Genomic DNA, 16,494 nt, shown 5'->3' with positions numbered 1-16,494 from the left:
TCGATACCATATTGTCACCTAGCACTTACCAGCACAAGGGTAACAACTTCGTCAACCTAGTGTTTCCTTAGCACTTTATTTAGCATGTTGATCAGACCATGAGATTGCCAATGCCCTTTATCAGTGCGTTTTAGCCATTATGGGAAAAAATGAATGGATCTGAGTAAGCAAACTCACGGTTAAATGGTGTTTAGTTTGTCATTCAATTATGAACATATTGTGAAACTATTCTTAACTGTATTTACTCCTTTCTTAAAACTAAGTAATATTAATAAGTGTGTGTATGAATTCACATTTAAATTTAGAAAGGAGTTATTTAATGGAACAACTCATTCAACAGGTTGATAGCTTACAGCTATTGAATCATTTTCTTTTATCACTTTTTTTACTTGTTCCAATGGTTTTAATCGCCCGAACGGTGGTTGCTGGTACACGCTACTCTCCTATTTTAATTATTGTAATCTTTGGTTTAGCAATGGGGTTCGTCTTAGTAGCAAGTGACTTAGCAGAGCCAGGCCTGCTTCAGTTTCCAGTCGTGGAGCTTATTTCAAAGACGACCAATATCGCACTCATCGTCACGTTTTTCGTAGGTGGTCAAGAAATAAGGAAGATTTTTGGTAATAAGTCAATGGAGACTAAGGAACTCTTGATTCACTCAGAAGAAGAGGTAGTATTAGGGACAAGTCGAACACAACTTGTTCTTATTGTGCGGTCATTTTTCTTATTGATTGGTGTTGAAGCGATTACACGTTTATTGCTTGGCTTAAATAGTGGGGAACTTGCTAACTATTATCCCATCATGGCTTACCTCGGCCTAATCGGTTCAATTATTTTAATCGACAGTAAAGCCAAGATTCTAGAAAAACCTCTCTATATTCGTAAGGGAGTCCTCGAAATAATTGTCATCGTAGGTATCTTAATTATTGCCTTCCATATGGCAGAACTTATACATAGTCTAGTTGCTCTTCCTTCAATTTTCTTTGCCATGGTTATTTCAACTTTATTAGGTATTATCTTTTATCGTTACGCTTTTGGACCAACTATTAAAGCGTTACTCTTTGCTGGTATACCGGTTGTATTAGCAGGAAACTTCATGGTAGGTGGTTCACGAATTATTGAAGTATTTGAAATGGAGGGGACGGGAGCCGTATTAGGTTATGGCTTCTTTGGTCAAATTTTTTGGATGTTCGGTGGTATGGCCCTCTTAATTTATTTTGGCCGTACGGCTAATGTCCGAAATCTAGCTCCGGGAATGGCTGGTGCTTTATCACATACTGGACTAACAGGTGCGTGTACAGCAGGAGACCTTGGCGATCGTGCAGCAAAGCGTGCGCCAATGCTTGTTAACATTCCATTTGCAATGCATATCTTTGTTTTCTCGATTTTAGCCGTTAGTGTTGAAAAAGGTTCACTATGGTTGATTCCATCTTTATTAATGTTAACCGTAGGAGTGGCCTTACTTATTATTGGACTAAGAAATCTCAAGAAGGCAAATGGCCAGGATCGTGATGAGCTTAAATCTTTACTTCAATTTGGCTTTGGCTGGCAAATCATAGCGATCTTTGGAGGGCTGTTATTATTAAGTTTCGGTCCTTTATCGCTTGAGTTTGGTGCCATGGCGAAAGCATCAGCGATTTCCCATTTTGGTTTATTTGCAGGTATTCAAGAGGGAATGTTTGGTATGGAAGCGGCAGGTTTAATTACGTTTACGTTTTCGATGACCTTCCTCGTCCATCCGTTTGTCTTCTTTATGTTCGGGAAAGCAATGGAAAATAATGAAGAAATGCCAAAGCTTCCTGTTTATATTTTGACCTTTATCGGTCTTTTTGGTATTCTAGCTGCTACACTTTTAGTCTCATAGCATAGCGGCCAACTTTTTTAGATTGATCTATTAGCGATTTAGGGTGTTAAAATACTGCTAGTCATCGTTGCACCGATAAAAAAATTTATCGGTGCAACATTCATTTAAGTAACCATAGCTCTGGTATGATTAGAGCTATGGTAACTAAATTGTTCTCAGAACTTTTTTTAATCATACGGATAATTTGGCATCAAATTAGCTTGTTCTCTTATCCCCAAATAAATTAACCCCAAAAATTGCCCCAAAAACACTGGTAAAAAAGAATCCAATATGATAGATCATTTGTTGCCAGGTAAAGTGCTCTCCATTTCCTAAAAATTGATAAAGATAGACGATTAGGGTAAAACCGATGCTTAATAATGCCCCGACTAACCATCCTTTACGCTTAGCCTTTGCTCCTGAAATAAATGCACTAATAAAGATAATCAAAAAACCTAAGATTGTAGTTAATTGATTAAAGAATGGATTTTGTAAATGAGTAAAACGTAAAGCAATGGCTAAAACCAGACTAGTCAGGAATAAAAACATCAACATGATTAACCAACCAAACAATAATGCTGTACTATGTCGTCTCATGACGATACACGCTCCTTCCTCAATCTACTACTTGTCTACAATATATGTTCGGAGAAACTTAATTAGACATCGATATTTCGCTTGGACAACTCATATAGTATAAAAGTGATAATGTACGGGGCTAGGAGGAGAAAACGTGGGTATAACATTGGCAGTTGGTATTTTTATCATATGCTATTTCTTTATTATTTTAGGTAAAGTTAATCAGGCATTAGTAGCCATGACAGGTGCGACAATGCTTATGGTTGCACATATTTACACATGGGATGAGGCGTTTAAGATTTATATTGATTGGGATACGATTGCGTTACTCTTTTCAATGATGGTTATTGTAGGAATAACTGAAAAAACAGGATTATTCCAATATATCGCGATTAAATTTGCCCAGCTTGTTAAAGGTCAACCGAAGTTGGTGTTCATTGGCACGTCACTAATTACAGCAATTTGTTCAGCATTACTTGATAATGTGACAACAGTGCTTTTATTTGTGCCTGTTATTCTTTCTGTGACAAAGCTTTTAAAACTTCCTAGTTTCCCATTTCTAACTATGATTATCTTCAGCGCTAATATTGGTGGTGCAGCAACATTGATCGGTGATCCTCCTAACCTTATGATTGGCCAGGCAATCGAGCATTTTACCTTTATGTCCTTTATTATCCACTTAGGTCCAATTGTTTTATTTTTACTGGTTGTTTTAAATTGCCTTATGTTAGTGATATTTGGCAAACAATTAAAAACAAAGGAATACCTCGTTAAGCAACTATTTAAACTAAATCCAGCTGATTATTTAACAAATAAAAAAATTCTTCCTTCAGCAATTTGTGTTTTTATCCTGACTATGCTTGGTTTTTTACTGCATTCGATTATTCATATTGATTTAATAACAGTTTCTATCTCGGGAGCGTTATTGCTTTTGTTACTAACTGAAAAGGAAATTGAGACCACAAAAGTCTTTGAACGGGTAGAGTGGGATACACTATTTTTCTTTATTGGTTTATATATCCTAGTAGGAGGCTTGAAGGAGGTTGGTGTGTTAAGCTTTATATCAGAAAAATTAATTTATTTAACCAAAGGAAATATCGTGTCAACCTCGATTGGAATTCTATGGTTCTCCGGTCTGTTTACTCAATTTGTTAATAATGTACCGTTTGTGGCCGCTATGATTCCAGTGATTAAAGAGTTCCATTCATATGGCATTGAGTATTTAGATCCTTTGTGGTGGGCCTTAGCACTAGGCTCGTGTTTAGGAGGTAATGGAACATTAGTGGGTTCATCTGCAAATGTCGTGGTTGCTGGTTTAGCAGAAGCAAATGGTCATCCTCTGCCTTTTATTCGCTTCCTAAAATTTGGCGTCCCTCTTGTTATTGTTACATTGATATTTTCGACCATTTATTTATTTTTCCGCCATCTTATCCCATTCCTATAGGTCATGTTATTAAGAACTCTTATGTGATAGGAAAGCTAACTTTCAGCCGAAATTCCCCTTAATTTAGCTTACTTATCAAAAAGCCTTTATAAAAAAAGCTACATAAGACCGTTACATATGGGAAAGGTAATGAGTGATCAGGATAAAAATGAGGGATAATGAATGATCACGTTAATCGTCCGAACGATATTGACGTATTGTATGATTGTATTAGTTTTTCGGCTAATGGGAAAAAGAGAAATTGGCGAATTAAGCTTGCTTGATGTGGTGATCTTTATTATTATTGCTGAAATAGGGGTCATTATGATTGAAGACTCAAATAAGACAATAATGGAAGCAACTATACCTATACTTATTCTGGTTGCTATTCAACGTGTGACAGCGATCATGTCACTTAAAAGTAAACGTTTTAGAGACTGGTTTGAGGGAAAGCCATCTCTGATCATTGCTGACGGTAAAATAGATGAAAATGAAATGAGAAAGCAACGCTACAACTTTGATGATTTAACTCAGCAACTCCATGAGAAAGATATAAAGGCTGTACAAGACGTCGAATATGCGATCTTAGAGCCTTCAGGAAAGCTGTCAGTTTTTGCAAAGGAAAAACCAGTATCAACAGGGATGGTCTACCTATTAATTATGGATGGTGAGATTCAAGAAGATATTTTAACCATCTTAAAAAAAGACCAAGCGTGGTTAGAGGAAGAGCTCAGGAAACGAGGCTATCGTGACTATCGTCAAATTTCCTATTGTACGTATGATCAAGCACATAATTGGTATATTGATGTTAAAGATAAACGCTGATACGATGATCAGCGTTTTTGTCTGATTAGCGGCTTTAGTTCATCAAAAGTAATGATTTTAAAAGTAAAGACAAGGATCAAGTAAATAATCAGTAAGAGCGCTAGTAAAAACAAAAAGGAGATCGGGTTAGATTGATAGTTTGGAAAAAAGCTCTGAAGCTGTTGACCGAGTATCCATGTCACCAAAACTAATATCACCATTCTCCCTATATCCATCCATTTCAAACTAAACTTAATTGTTTTCTTCAGACTAAAATAATGTAAGAAACTCGTTAATACTGTACCGACTGAAAGTGCAATGGCTACGCCAAAGATAGCTAATGAGGGCTGAGTCGCTAGTGCGATTAATAGAATATATTCAACTACTGTGGCGATAAGTGTATTCCACATCGCGAATTTAGCGAAGTCTAGTGCTTGAAGGGTAGCACTCAGTGGGAATTGAACATAAGTCAATAAGAAAAATGGTGCCATAAACGAAACAAGATAGCTAGCTTGAGTATTATGGTACATATATTGTAAAATTTGATCCGAAAAAAGGACAAGGACTACGGTTGCAATCGCTCCAGATGTAAATGAAATCCTGATAGCTTGATTTATTCGATAATGAACGAGCTGATGCTGATGCTTTGCTTCAGCTTCACTAATATTCGGGATAAGCGCAATCGCCAGGGCGTGTGTGATAAATGTTGGAAAAAACAATAAAGGAATAGCATAGCCAGTTAGGATACCGTATTGACTAGTCGCCACTGATGTGGTTAAACCCGCAAAGGCTAAGCTTTGGGAAACTAAAATAGGTTCTAAAAAATTGGATGCAGAGTTGATTAATCTACTTCCTGTTGTTGGTAAAGCAATAGAGAGAAGGGACTCTACTGTCGATCGACTCTTTTTTAAAGTAGAAAAAAACGCCCGTCTTATTTTTATTTTCTTGCTTGATTTAAAATAGTTTATCATAAAGATTAAGGAGATTAATTCCCCTAAAATAACAGAAAGCATCGCCCCAGCGGCAGCATAGGCTATCCCAAATGGGATAAGCCAATTAACAAAAAGGGTGATACATGAAATGCGGACAATTTGCTCAATAATTTGAGCATAGCTTTGGGGCTTCATATTTTGCAAGCCTTGAAAGTATCCCCTAATTACTGCACTTACTGCACTAATTGGAATCATGGGTGTAATCGCTAGTAAAGGATATAATGTGCGTTCATCTGTTAAAAGATGTCCCGCAACAATTGGAGAAAGGAAGATCATAAGAAATACGAAAATAATACTTAGACTACCCGTAATGGTAAGGGAGACAACTAGTATGCGTTTAATTTCTCGTCGATCTTGACGAGCTGATGCCTCTGCAACCCTTTTGGAAATTGCAATAGGTAAGCCAACCTGTGATAAAGTATACATTAGAAATAGAGTAGGCAAGGCCATATTATACAGGCCAATCCCTTCCTCACCCATTAGCCTTGCCATAACAATACGATTGACAAAGCCAAGTAATCGTGTAATTAATCCTGCCAATACAAGGATCATTGTACCTTTTAAAAAAGATTGCTTTGGCATAAAAAAATCCTACCTTCTCAAATTTTTATATTTCATTTACAATAATGTATATGCAACAATGATGTACAAGCATGACAAGCTAGTGGAAAAAGCTTATATAGGAGGAGCGTCATGGAAGAAAAACACGTCGAGGATTGGAAGCCTGTAATACAGAAAGTGATTGATAGTAAGGCACGTGAGCTTCAACTATTTGGATATGATGAAGCGACACCTCAGAGTATCTGGGAGTGTTTATTAAACAAAGTATGGAGAAAAAACCGTCAAAAGATGCTCCATCAGATCGTGGAAGATATTCTTCATCTAAATGGTCATACTTTTATGAGCTATATGACGACTCAAGCCCATCAGACTGACGATTTAATGGCATCAATTGCAGCGGTTATGGAGGATATTGACTAAATCTATTTTACACTGAGAAACAAGTGACGATGTCTAGAAATAAATTAGCCCTGGTTTATGTTTAATCGGTCCTACATTTGATTTCGAGGAATATAGGACTACTAAATTAAACAGTGTCTTTGATTTGGAGAAAAAAATTAGACCATTAATAACTAAGTGCTTTTACTGCTCCTACAAATTTCTTCACACTTCTATTCTCAGCACACCAAAGAGGTCGCTTCGGTGAGAACGATATCTCTCTAGTAATTACCAGCACAAGGTGGATTACAAAGGATTAAGTAGAAAAAAATTGACATTGTTTTACTTTACAAGCATAATACGAATGAGTGTTTATTCCATCTTAATGGGATAGGCTTTGTTCTTTCATTTAGGTTGAGTAAAATTATTTGATCCCAACCTAAAGAACATGGCAAGGAGGAAAAAATACATATGGTTAAAAGAAGTCGTCTGATAAGCTTTTTCATTATTTTAGCAACTTTAATAGCGGTAATCAGTACAACATTGTTTAATGTAACAGATAATCTTAAGCTAGGTCTTGATTTGCAAGGTGGAGTTGAGATTCTATATGAAGTTGAACCGTTAAATGAGAATCAGGAAATTAATAGTGAGGTATTAGATGCAACTGTCCGATCACTTAGACAGCGTGTCGATGTATTAGGTGTGAGTGAACCGAACTTTACTATTGAGGAGCCGAATCGAATTCGTGTACAATTAGCTGGTATCGAGAATGAGGATCAAGCACGTGAGTTACTTTCAACATCTGCACGGCTCTCATTTCGAGATGTGGAGGACAACGAATATTTGGATGGTTCAGATTTAGTTGAAGGTAGTGCCCGACAGGAATTTGATCCCTTTAGCAACCAGCCAATCGTGACCGTTCAATTTCATAATGCCAATCTGCTTGGTGATGTCACACGTTCGATCTTATCGGATAATGAAATCAGCAATCAATTGGTCATTTGGTTAGACTATGAAGAAGGTGATTCCTACTATGAAGAGGCAGTGAAGGAACATCCGAAATTCATATCTGCACCTATGATAGAAAGTGAACTAAATACGACAGATATTATGATAAATGGTAATTTTACCGTAGAAACTGCTAAACAGCTCGCTGATATTTTAAATGCTGGTTCTTTACCGGTTAATTTAAACGAGGAGTATTCCACTTCTGTAAGTGCTCAGTTTGGAATAGATGCCTTAAATGAAACCATTTTAGCAGGTGGGATAGGGATTTTATTCATTTTTGTTTTTATGTTAATTTACTATCGTTTTCCTGGATTGATTTCTATTATTACGCTTAGTCTCTATATTTATTTAGTTCTTCTCGTATTTGGTTGGATGAACGGTGTGTTAACTTTGCCAGGAATAGCAGCACTTATTCTCGGTGTGGGAATGGCGGTTGATGCCAATATTATTACCTTTGAACGTATGCGAGAGGAATTACGACAAGGTAAAACGATGGTGGCAGCCTTTGAAGCAGCAAACAAAAACTCAGTTTCCACGATTTTTGATACCAATATTACGACACTGATTGCAGCTACAGTTTTGTTTATTTTTGGAACAAGCTCAGTTAAAGGTTTTGCGACCCTATTGATTGTGAGTGTCCTACTAAGTTTATTGACAACTGTATTTGTAGCACGTTTTTTATTGGGACTATGGGTGAAAAGTCGTTTTCTAAACAAACGCTATCAATGGTTTGGCTTGAAACATGAGGCGATTCAAGATATTGCTAAATCGACGACAGTTAACACAACCTTTTTCGGTAAAAAACTTAACTTTGTCAAACATCGTAAAAAATTCTTTGTTTTTTCAATAACTATTTTTATGATCGGAATTATCTCACTAAGTATATTTGGTCTTAACTTAAGTATTGATTTTACTAGTGGGTCAAGAGTAGAACTTAATATGGGTGAAGCTGTTAGTGAAGATGTTCTGATTGACCAGTTTGATCAATTGGATCTTGAAGTGCACAGTCTGACCTTTTCTGGTGCCAATAATGAAATAGCAATAGCCAGATTTGATCAGCAATTAAGTCAGGAAACCGTTGCAGAGGTACGTGATCATTTTCAGGAAATATATCAAACTGAAGCTAATATAAGTACTGTATCTCCTATTGTCGGGCAAGAGTTGGCTCGAAATGCTATTTTGGCTGTGATTTATGCCTCAATTGGTATGATTATCTATATTACCATACGATTTGAGTTTTACTCTGCAATCTCAGCTATTATTGCATTATTGCATGATGCATTTTTGATCTTAGCTATTTTTAGCGTACTACAATTGGAATTTAACATTACGATTATTGCTGCTATTTTAACAATTATAGGCTATTCCATTAATGATACCATTGTTACCTTTGACCGCATTCGAGAGAACTTAAGAGCCAAAAAGCGGATTCGTTCCTTTGAAGTACTATCTCAAATTGTAAATGACAGTTTAATGCAGACATTGGCACGAAGTATCAATACATCTATAACGATTATTGTGGCAGCACTCGCCCTATCTTTATTTGGCGCCAATGCGATTACTAACTTTTCATTCGCCTTAATGATTGGGTTAATAGCAGGGACGTATTCGTCTATGTTTATGGCGACACAAATTTGGCTCGTATGGCGTGGCAGAACAATTAAAGAAAAACCCATTGTATTTGTTAAGAAAAAAAGAAATGATCAACCACAAGTTTAAAATAATGTGAGCTTTCATGAAACAAATAGAACTTAATTTGATCAGTTAGGTATGGACTTAGCGAATTTTCTAATTAGGAACGGGCACGTGTCTATTTTCACGTGTCCGTTTTTTTATCTGTCTAGAAAATGATGAATTTTTCGGAAGTGGATAACATGTAGGCAACCAGTTTAGCGACGTCCAGTTTGAAGCCCCAAAAACTAGGCGACTTCACGAATTGCCCTACGATAAGTCATCATCGGTTCGCAAGCTCACCGTGATTCTTTTATCTCAGTTGATTCGCTCCAGTCGCTACGTTTTTAAGCGGGCGCTCTGCACTTTGTTCTTGCCAGTGTGAACTTAACAGGTTTGAGGAACCGTAAATAGTAAGGGGTAAAAAACCATCGTCTTGCCAGATATGTTACTGACGATGCTCTCCTTACCCTATAGCCACAATGAAACCACACAAGATAATTACCACTAAAAAATGTTGGGCTAAAATCACCATATAAGTTTAATGGATAATCGTTTGTTTATTGAGATGAAAATTGTGGTATATTAAGAGAGATAACTTCTATTTGATGAGGTGAATAGATGAAAGGACAAACTTATATTATTTCAGCATTAATATTTGCCTTAATTGTAGCCGTTTTTGCAGTCATTAATGTTGATCCAGTTGAAGTTAACTATTTATTTACAACAATAGAATCCCCATTAATCATTGTCATTCTTGTCTCAACCTTATTAGGAGGCCTGATTACGGGTGGAGTAAGCTTCTATCATTTGATCAGTGTTAGAAAGAGAATTCGCCAGCTTGAAGAGGAGAATGTCAAGTTAAGAGAATTGCCACCTTTGGAAAAAGAGCTTGAACTTGCTAGTAATCATACATCTGTACTGGCTGAGGACCAGGATAGCAATGGAGGTCATGTTGAATAGTTTTATACGTGAAAGATGTTAAAAGAATCAAAGGACATTTTATTTCTTGATAGCATAATAAAGTGAAGTGAGCAAAGATTGATTGAACCCCTTGCCAGTCTCTAGTATAATAGATTGGTCAGGGGTGAAGTTATGCTAGAAAGTCAAATGGATTGGAAATTTACATATAAAGATCAACAAACATTAAGCCAAGAGCTTGATCGTTTAAAGCTCTCACCGTTAGTTAAACAGTTATTAGCTCATCGAGGCGTTAACACAGCTGAACAGGCTGAACGTTTTTTGAATCCTACATTAGATCAACTACATGACCCTGGCTTATTAGAGGGAATGCATGTTGTAAAGGAAAGAGTAAACCAAGCGATTGAACAAGGGCAAAGCATTCTAGTCTTTGGGGATTATGATGCTGATGGGGTAACGGCGACATCGATTATGGTTGAAACGCTTCATGAACTTGGAGCTATGTGTGACTATTATATACCTAATCGCTTTACTGAAGGCTACGGTCCGAATGCTGATGCCTTTCGTGAAGCTAAACGTCAAGGTTTTGATTTAGTGATAACGGTTGATACGGGAATTGCTGCTTTTGAAGCTGCACAGGTTGCAAAGGAAATAGGGCTCGATCTGATTATTACTGATCACCACGAGCTACAAGAGCAATTACCTGAAGCATTGGCCATTATCCATCCTAAATATTCAAAGGATTACCCATTTAAAGAGTTAGCGGGTGTAGGTGTGGCGTTTAAGGTTGCCCAATACTTGTTGAATTATTTTCCTAAACAGTATCTCGACTTAGTTGTAATAGGGACCATTGCTGATCTTGTCCCCTTAACTGGTGAAAATCGAATCCTTGCTAAATTCGGACTTCAGGCAATTAGCCAGAGTAAACGTCTAGGCCTTCAAGCCCTTAAAGAGGTTGCAAGTCTGGCGGGCAATGTAACAGAAGAAGATATTGGGTTTTCTATCGGACCACGAATTAATGCAGTTGGCCGATTAGAAACGGCTTATCCCGCTGTTGAGCTCTTGCTTACAGATGATCCTAGTGAAGCACAACGGATCGCTTCATCCATTAACTTAATTAATCAAGAACGTCAATCGATCGTTAATGAGATTGTTAAGGAAGCAATTGCGATGGTTAATCAGCAAGCAGAGGATCAGCGAGATGTTATTGTAGTGGCGAAAGAAGAATGGAATGAAGGGGTACTAGGAATTGTAGCTTCTAAACTGGTGCGAACCTTTCAGCGACCAGCTCTATGCTTAACGATTAAGCCTGACGGTCATGCTAAAGGTTCCGCTCGAAGTGTACCCGCGTTTGATCTTTTTGAAGCCGGGATGGCTAACCGTGAATTATTTGTCCAATTTGGCGGTCATGCACAGGCTGCTGGTATGACAATCGAACAGAGTAAGATTAATCTTTTAAGGAAAACGCTTAATGAAACAGCTAGAGAGCAATTATCACCTGATGATTTTAGAGAACATGCTGAGATTGAGGTTAAGTTAGATCTAACTCAATTAGATCTTTCTACTATTCAGGATATTGAACGTTTGGCACCATTTGGGATGTCGAATCCTAAGCCACTCTTTTATCTAGATGGATATGCTGTTGAAAAACGGCAAATAGGTGGACAAAAAAATCATTTGAAGATGATAATTGAGCAAGACGATCATCAATTAGCAGTGATTGGATTTGGCTTTGGTCATCACTACCATCGAATTTCAGCTCATGCCAACCTTGAAGTCATTGGTTCCCTACAAGTCAATGAATGGAATGGCGTTCGAACACCGCAAATGCTTGTTCGAGATTTACGTATTAGAGAGTGGCAGCTGTTTGATTACCGTGGATCTAAGCATTGGCAACGGGAGCTTAATCATTTAGAACCAAAAAATACCATCTATTTGAGCTTTCAAAACCAGTCAAATGATTTAAATGGTTCTGTGTTGTCAATCAGTGAAATAGACAAGTTGAACTTAAACAAAATAAATGATTTAGTATTGATTGATATACCAGATCAACTAGATCAGCTTACTAATGTTTTGATCAATCTGCAACCTAATAATATATATGCATGCTATAGAGTTGAACAGGATCAGTTGTTTACGTCAATCCCAACACGAGATGATTTTAAGTGGTTATACGGATTTATTGTTCAGCGGGGTCGTTATGACCGTCAATCAGACCGGACTCAAATTGCACGTTTCAAAGGCTGGCAATTAAGTAAAATCGACTGGATCATTCAAGTGTTTTCTGAGCTTGAATTTGTTAAAATTACTGATGGGATCGTACATCCAAACCAACAAGTGATTAAACGAGACTTAACGGAATCATTGTCATATCAAAAAGCTCTACAGCAACAAGAGGTTGAGCAGGTATTATATTATTCAAATTACTTAGAACTTAAAACATGGCTTGAAAGCCAAGTAGGGTTAAAAAATCCTACAGAGGAGGAAATGATTTATGGATTATAAGCAGTATATTACAGTTGTTAAGGATTGGCCAAAAGAGGGAGTACAATTTAAAGACATAACAACATTAATGGACAATGGGAAAGCATACAAATCAGCAGTTAATGACATCGTTAATTATGCTAAAGAAAAAGAAGTAGATATTGTGGTAGGTCCGGAAGCGCGAGGTTTTATTGTAGGATGTCCAGTTTCATATGCTTTAGAAATTGGTTTTGCTCCCGTCCGCAAAGAAGGAAAACTTCCAAGAGAAGTGATTAAAGTTGATTATGGCTTAGAGTATGGTAAGGATGTCTTGACCATTCACAAAGATGCAATTAAGCCTGGACAGCGTGTGCTTATCACCGATGATCTGTTAGCTACTGGTGGAACAATTGAAGCAACGATTAAACTGGTAGAGGAGCTTGGCGGAATTGTTGTAGGATGTGCCTTCTTAATTGAATTGACTTACTTAAACGGTCGAGATAAATTAAAAAGCTATGATTTGCTAACACTTATGCAATATTAACAGATGACAGGGCGTGCCGATTTTGGTGCGCCTTATCTCTATAGCCTATCTAAAACGGATTTTGTTGAAATCATTTAGTGAAGTGTTATAAAATATTAAAATAAATGTTATGATAATAAGCACAACCCAAAGCCAAACTTAATGGAACGCGTTAGGATTAGAAGGATTAAGGTGATCATATATGTCAAAAGAAAATATTTTGACGGCACAGGATGTCATTGAGCAAGCAGCCCAATATCTCTCAGAGCAGGATACCGATCTTGTCCGCCGTGCCTATGAATATGCTAAAAAGGCCCATGCGAATCAATTCAGACGATCAGGTGAGCCGTATATTATTCATCCTGTTCAAGTTGCAGGTATATTAGTTCAATTAGGTTTGGATGCAGAAACCGTCGCAGGAGGGTTTCTTCATGATGTCGTAGAAGATACAGAAGTGACGATCGAAGAGATTGCTTCGGCATTTAACGAAGAGGTAGCCATGCTAGTCGATGGTGTAACGAAGCTTGGTAAGATTAAATATAAATCGAAAGAAGCTCAACAAGCTGAAAATCATCGTAAGATGTTCATTGCGATGTCAAAGGATATTCGTGTGATCTTAATTAAGTTAGCCGATCGAATGCATAACATGCGAACACTCAAGCATGTGCCACCAGAGCAGCAGCGTCGAAAGGCTAATGAGACGTTAGAAATTTTTGCTCCGTTAGCTCATCGTTTAGGAATATCAGCGATAAAATGGGAGCTAGAGGATACAGCTTTACGTTATTTAAACCCTCAACAATATTATCGAATTGTTAATCTGATGAAACAGAAGCGTGAGGAACGAGAGTACTATATTAAAGAAGTAATGAAGGAAGTTCAGAAGCAACTCGAAGACGTTAATATTAAGGCAGAATTTTCGGGCAGACCAAAGCATTTGTATAGTATTTATCGGAAAATGGTCTTGCAAAATAAACAGTTTAATGAAATATACGATTTGCTTGCCGTCCGAATCATTGTTGATAGTATTAAAGATTGCTATGCGGTGCTTGGCATTATTCATACCTGCTGGAAGCCAATGCCGGGTCGGTTTAAGGACTATATTGCTATGCCTAAGCCCAATCTTTATCAATCTCTTCATACAACCGTTATCGGTCCAAAAGGAGCCCCTTTAGAGGTTCAGATTCGTACGAAGGAAATGCATGAGATTGCAGAATACGGAATCGCAGCTCATTGGGCTTACAAAGAAGGAAAGAAGCTAGACCCAAATAAAGATAATTCAGAGGAGAAATTGGCTTGGTTCCGAGAAATCCTCGAATCACAGAGTGAAACGCATGATGCAGAAGAGTTTATGGAGTCCTTAAAGGTCGAACTATTTGCTGATATGGTTTATGTCTTTACACCAAAAGGTGATGTGATTGAGTTACCTAAAGGCTCGGTTCCGATTGATTTTGCCTACAAGATTCACACCGAGGTTGGTAATCATACGATTGGTGCACGTGTTAATGGAAAGATGGAACCACTCGATTATCCTTTGAAAAATGGAGATATCGTCGAGGTGATGACATCCAATCATTCTTATGGTCCATCACGTGACTGGGCCAAGATGGCCCAAACCTCTCAGGCTCGAAATAAGATTAAGCAATTCTTTAAGAAGCAACAACGTGAAGAAAATGTTGTGAAGGGTAAGGAATTAGTTGAAAAAGAGATCAGTGCAGCCGGCTTTGATCCTAAGCAAGTATTCACACAAAATAACTTACAGCGCGTTGCCGACCGTTTTAATTTTATTAGTATTGATGATATGTATGCTGCTGTTGGTTATCAAGGGATAACGGCATCACAAATTGCCACTCGCCTAATGGATAAAGTACGGAAAGCCGATGAGAAGAAAGAGCTTGAGGATACCATTGAAGAGGTTCAGCATAAAACAAAGCCTAACTCACCTCGTCGAAAAGACTCAGGTGTAAGGGTTGAGGGTGTTGATAACCTACTTGTTCGTTTGGCAAAATGCTGTAACCCTGTTCCAGGTGATGAAATTGTTGGCTTTATCACTAAAGGGCGAGGTGTATCGGTGCACAGGAAAGATTGTCCTAATATGAATATTGAAGGAATAAAAGAACGTACTTTACATGTTGAATGGGAATCGGAATCAGCAAGCACAAAGCAATACCATGTTGATTTGGAGATTTCAGGATATGACCGCCGCGGGTTATTAAATGATGTCCTTCATACGGTTAATGAAATCGGGACAAATATTATAGCCGTCAGTGGTAAGTCAGATCGTAACAAGATCGTTGTTATTCATCTAACACTTCTGATTCATAATCTCAGCCATCTACGCAAAATAGTAGAGCGATTAAAGCAAATTAAAGACATCTATACCGTTGAACGTGTCGTTCAGTAAAAAGGGGTTAAAGGATATATGAAAGCAGTTATTCAGCGTGTTAGTCAAGCTCGCGTTAAAGTCGATGAGAAGATTGTTGGTGAGATTGGTCAAGGGTTAGTCGTTTTATTAGGGGTAACTCACGAAGATACCGATGAAGACTTACAATATCTTGTCAAAAAAATTAGTCATCTACGAATATTCGAAGATAAACAGCAAAAAATGAATTTATCCGTTCAAGATATTCATGCAGAAATTCTTTCTATCTCACAATTCACTCTATATAGTGATACGCGAAAAGGTAGACGTCCTAACTTTATCGCAGCAGCTAAACCCGATAAGGCACTTCCTATGTATGAAACTTTTAACCAAGAGCTTGAGCAAGCTGGTATAAAAGTAGAGACAGGAGAGTTTGGTGCTATGATGGCAGTAGAGCTTATTAATGATGGACCAGTTACCATTGTCATTGATAGCCAAGAACGTCATTAATATTTAAGAAAAATAAACTGACTAAAAATGATTCATTTCATTTTTAGTCAGTTTTTTAGTCCTATTTCTTAACTAAAAGTGTAGTTTCAGAAATACACCAGTTTGTGGAGAATCTAACCTTCGTAGGGACCAATGCGATTGTTAAATTTGTTAACTAGTTTAGGCGTAACGCATATGATAGAAAGTCTTGTCAGATAAACGCCTTTGAATTAAGAATGCTTCTTTATTTTCCTTACATAATACTTGAAGAAAGTTTGGAGAGAGGAGAAGTTATAGCGCCACATTGTGATCTATGAGTTTACGAAATAAATGCAACCAAATGAGTTAGTATCAAACTCGCTTAATTACCGCCGATTCTATCCTTCTCATGATTTAAGTTCTATAAATCTATCTACTTACAAATTAATCCATTACTCGTATTTTATTATAATTTACATCTTCTTTACACACAATTAACGATAA

At 37.3% G+C, this 16,494-nt stretch carries 12 protein-coding genes; 10 read left to right on the top strand and 2 right to left on the bottom strand.

Annotation, left to right across the window (positions count from 1 at the left end; all coding sequences use genetic code 11):
• The first annotated feature begins 319 nt into the window (after positions 1-319).
• Positions 320-1,861, top strand: a complete 1,542-nt coding sequence (locus tag ASE01S_RS01695) for a hypothetical protein (RefSeq protein WP_067837295.1) — start codon at positions 320-322, stop codon at positions 1,859-1,861.
• A gap of 195 nt (positions 1,862-2,056) precedes the next feature.
• Here the strand turns inward: ASE01S_RS01695 and ASE01S_RS01690 are convergent, their stop codons facing one another.
• Positions 2,057-2,437 carry a TIGR04086 family membrane protein gene (locus ASE01S_RS01690; RefSeq protein ID WP_067837291.1) on the bottom strand — a complete coding sequence of 127 codons (381 nt, stop codon included), beginning with the start codon at positions 2,435-2,437 and terminating at the stop codon, positions 2,057-2,059.
• A 136-nt stretch (positions 2,438-2,573) separates the two neighbouring features.
• Here ASE01S_RS01690 and ASE01S_RS01685 point away from each other — a divergent pair, with 136 nt between their 5' ends.
• Both ASE01S_RS01685 and ASE01S_RS01680 read left to right on the top strand, forming a co-directional pair.
• Positions 2,574-3,863, top strand: a complete 1,290-nt coding sequence (locus ASE01S_RS01685) for an ArsB/NhaD family transporter (protein ID WP_067837288.1) — start codon at positions 2,574-2,576, stop codon at positions 3,861-3,863.
• A gap of 162 nt (positions 3,864-4,025) precedes the next feature.
• Positions 4,026-4,667, top strand: coding sequence for a DUF421 domain-containing protein (locus tag ASE01S_RS01680; RefSeq protein WP_067837285.1), 642 nt, complete (start codon positions 4,026-4,028; stop codon positions 4,665-4,667).
• Positions 4,668-4,675: 8 nt separating this feature from the next.
• Here ASE01S_RS01680 and spoVB read toward each other — a convergent pair whose 3' ends face one another.
• Positions 4,676-6,220 carry a stage V sporulation protein B gene (spoVB, locus tag ASE01S_RS01675; protein WP_067837282.1) on the bottom strand — a complete coding sequence of 515 codons (1,545 nt, stop codon included), beginning with the start codon at positions 6,218-6,220 and terminating at the stop codon, positions 4,676-4,678.
• A 111-nt stretch (positions 6,221-6,331) separates the two neighbouring features.
• On the opposite strand from spoVB, the gene ASE01S_RS01670 reads away from it, so the two are divergent.
• The 7 genes from ASE01S_RS01670 to dtd all read left to right on the top strand — a co-directional run bounded on the left by ASE01S_RS01670 (position 6,332) and on the right by dtd (position 16,032).
• Positions 6,332-6,619 (top strand): post-transcriptional regulator, encoded by a 288-nt coding sequence (locus tag ASE01S_RS01670; protein WP_067837279.1) that lies wholly within the window; start codon positions 6,332-6,334, stop codon positions 6,617-6,619.
• 429 nt (positions 6,620-7,048) lie between these two features.
• Positions 7,049-9,304: a protein translocase subunit SecDF gene (gene secDF / locus ASE01S_RS01665; RefSeq protein ID WP_067837276.1), complete on the top strand. Its 2,256-nt coding sequence runs from the start codon at positions 7,049-7,051 to the stop codon at positions 9,302-9,304.
• 573 nt (positions 9,305-9,877) lie between these two features.
• Complete coding sequence (locus ASE01S_RS01660) at positions 9,878-10,219, top strand: LapA family protein (RefSeq protein ID WP_083511985.1); 342 nt, start codon at positions 9,878-9,880, stop codon at positions 10,217-10,219.
• Positions 10,220-10,351: 132 nt separating this feature from the next.
• Positions 10,352-12,682 carry a single-stranded-DNA-specific exonuclease RecJ gene (gene recJ / locus ASE01S_RS01655; protein ID WP_067837272.1) on the top strand — a complete coding sequence of 777 codons (2,331 nt, stop codon included), beginning with the start codon at positions 10,352-10,354 and terminating at the stop codon, positions 12,680-12,682.
• A complete protein-coding gene (locus ASE01S_RS01650; RefSeq protein WP_067837269.1) occupies positions 12,672-13,184 on the top strand; it encodes an adenine phosphoribosyltransferase in 513 nt (170 codons plus the stop codon). The genes recJ and ASE01S_RS01650 overlap by 11 nt, the downstream gene beginning before the upstream one ends.
• A 181-nt stretch (positions 13,185-13,365) precedes the next feature.
• A complete protein-coding gene (locus ASE01S_RS01645; RefSeq protein ID WP_067837264.1) occupies positions 13,366-15,564 on the top strand; it encodes a RelA/SpoT family protein in 2,199 nt (732 codons plus the stop codon).
• 18 nt (positions 15,565-15,582) lie between these two features.
• The gene (gene dtd / locus ASE01S_RS01640) at positions 15,583-16,032 is read left to right on the top strand and encodes a D-aminoacyl-tRNA deacylase (RefSeq protein ID WP_067837261.1); all 450 of its coding nucleotides are present in this window, start codon (positions 15,583-15,585) and stop codon (positions 16,030-16,032) included.
• Positions 16,033-16,494: the final 462 nt, after the last annotated feature.

It is taken from the genome of Amphibacillus sediminis NBRC 103570 (assembly GCF_001552275.1).
In the GTDB taxonomy this organism is placed as follows: Bacteria; Bacillota; Bacilli; order Bacillales; family Amphibacillaceae; genus Amphibacillus_B; species Amphibacillus_B sediminis.
This window is presented reverse-complemented; position numbering and strand designations above follow the sequence as displayed.

Excerpts from the sequence above, each read along its gene's own strand:
- ASE01S_RS01695 (WP_067837295.1), top strand. The coding sequence starts at position 320 with ATGGAACAACTCATTCAACAGGTTGATAGCTTACAGCTATTGAATCAT.
- ASE01S_RS01690 (WP_067837291.1), bottom strand. The coding sequence starts at position 2,437 with ATGAGACGACATAGTACAGCATTATTGTTTGGTTGGTTAATCATGTTG.
- ASE01S_RS01645 (WP_067837264.1), top strand. The coding sequence starts at position 13,366 with ATGTCAAAAGAAAATATTTTGACGGCACAGGATGTCATTGAGCAAGCA.
- spoVB (WP_067837282.1), bottom strand. The coding sequence starts at position 6,220 with ATGCCAAAGCAATCTTTTTTAAAAGGTACAATGATCCTTGTATTGGCA.
- ASE01S_RS01670 (WP_067837279.1), top strand. The coding sequence starts at position 6,332 with ATGGAAGAAAAACACGTCGAGGATTGGAAGCCTGTAATACAGAAAGTG.
- secDF (WP_067837276.1), top strand. The coding sequence starts at position 7,049 with ATGGTTAAAAGAAGTCGTCTGATAAGCTTTTTCATTATTTTAGCAACT.
- ASE01S_RS01650 (WP_067837269.1), top strand. The coding sequence starts at position 12,672 with ATGGATTATAAGCAGTATATTACAGTTGTTAAGGATTGGCCAAAAGAG.
- recJ (WP_067837272.1), top strand. The coding sequence starts at position 10,352 with ATGCTAGAAAGTCAAATGGATTGGAAATTTACATATAAAGATCAACAA.
- ASE01S_RS01680 (WP_067837285.1), top strand. The coding sequence starts at position 4,026 with ATGATCACGTTAATCGTCCGAACGATATTGACGTATTGTATGATTGTA.
- dtd (WP_067837261.1), top strand. The coding sequence starts at position 15,583 with ATGAAAGCAGTTATTCAGCGTGTTAGTCAAGCTCGCGTTAAAGTCGAT.
- ASE01S_RS01660 (WP_083511985.1), top strand. The coding sequence starts at position 9,878 with ATGAAAGGACAAACTTATATTATTTCAGCATTAATATTTGCCTTAATT.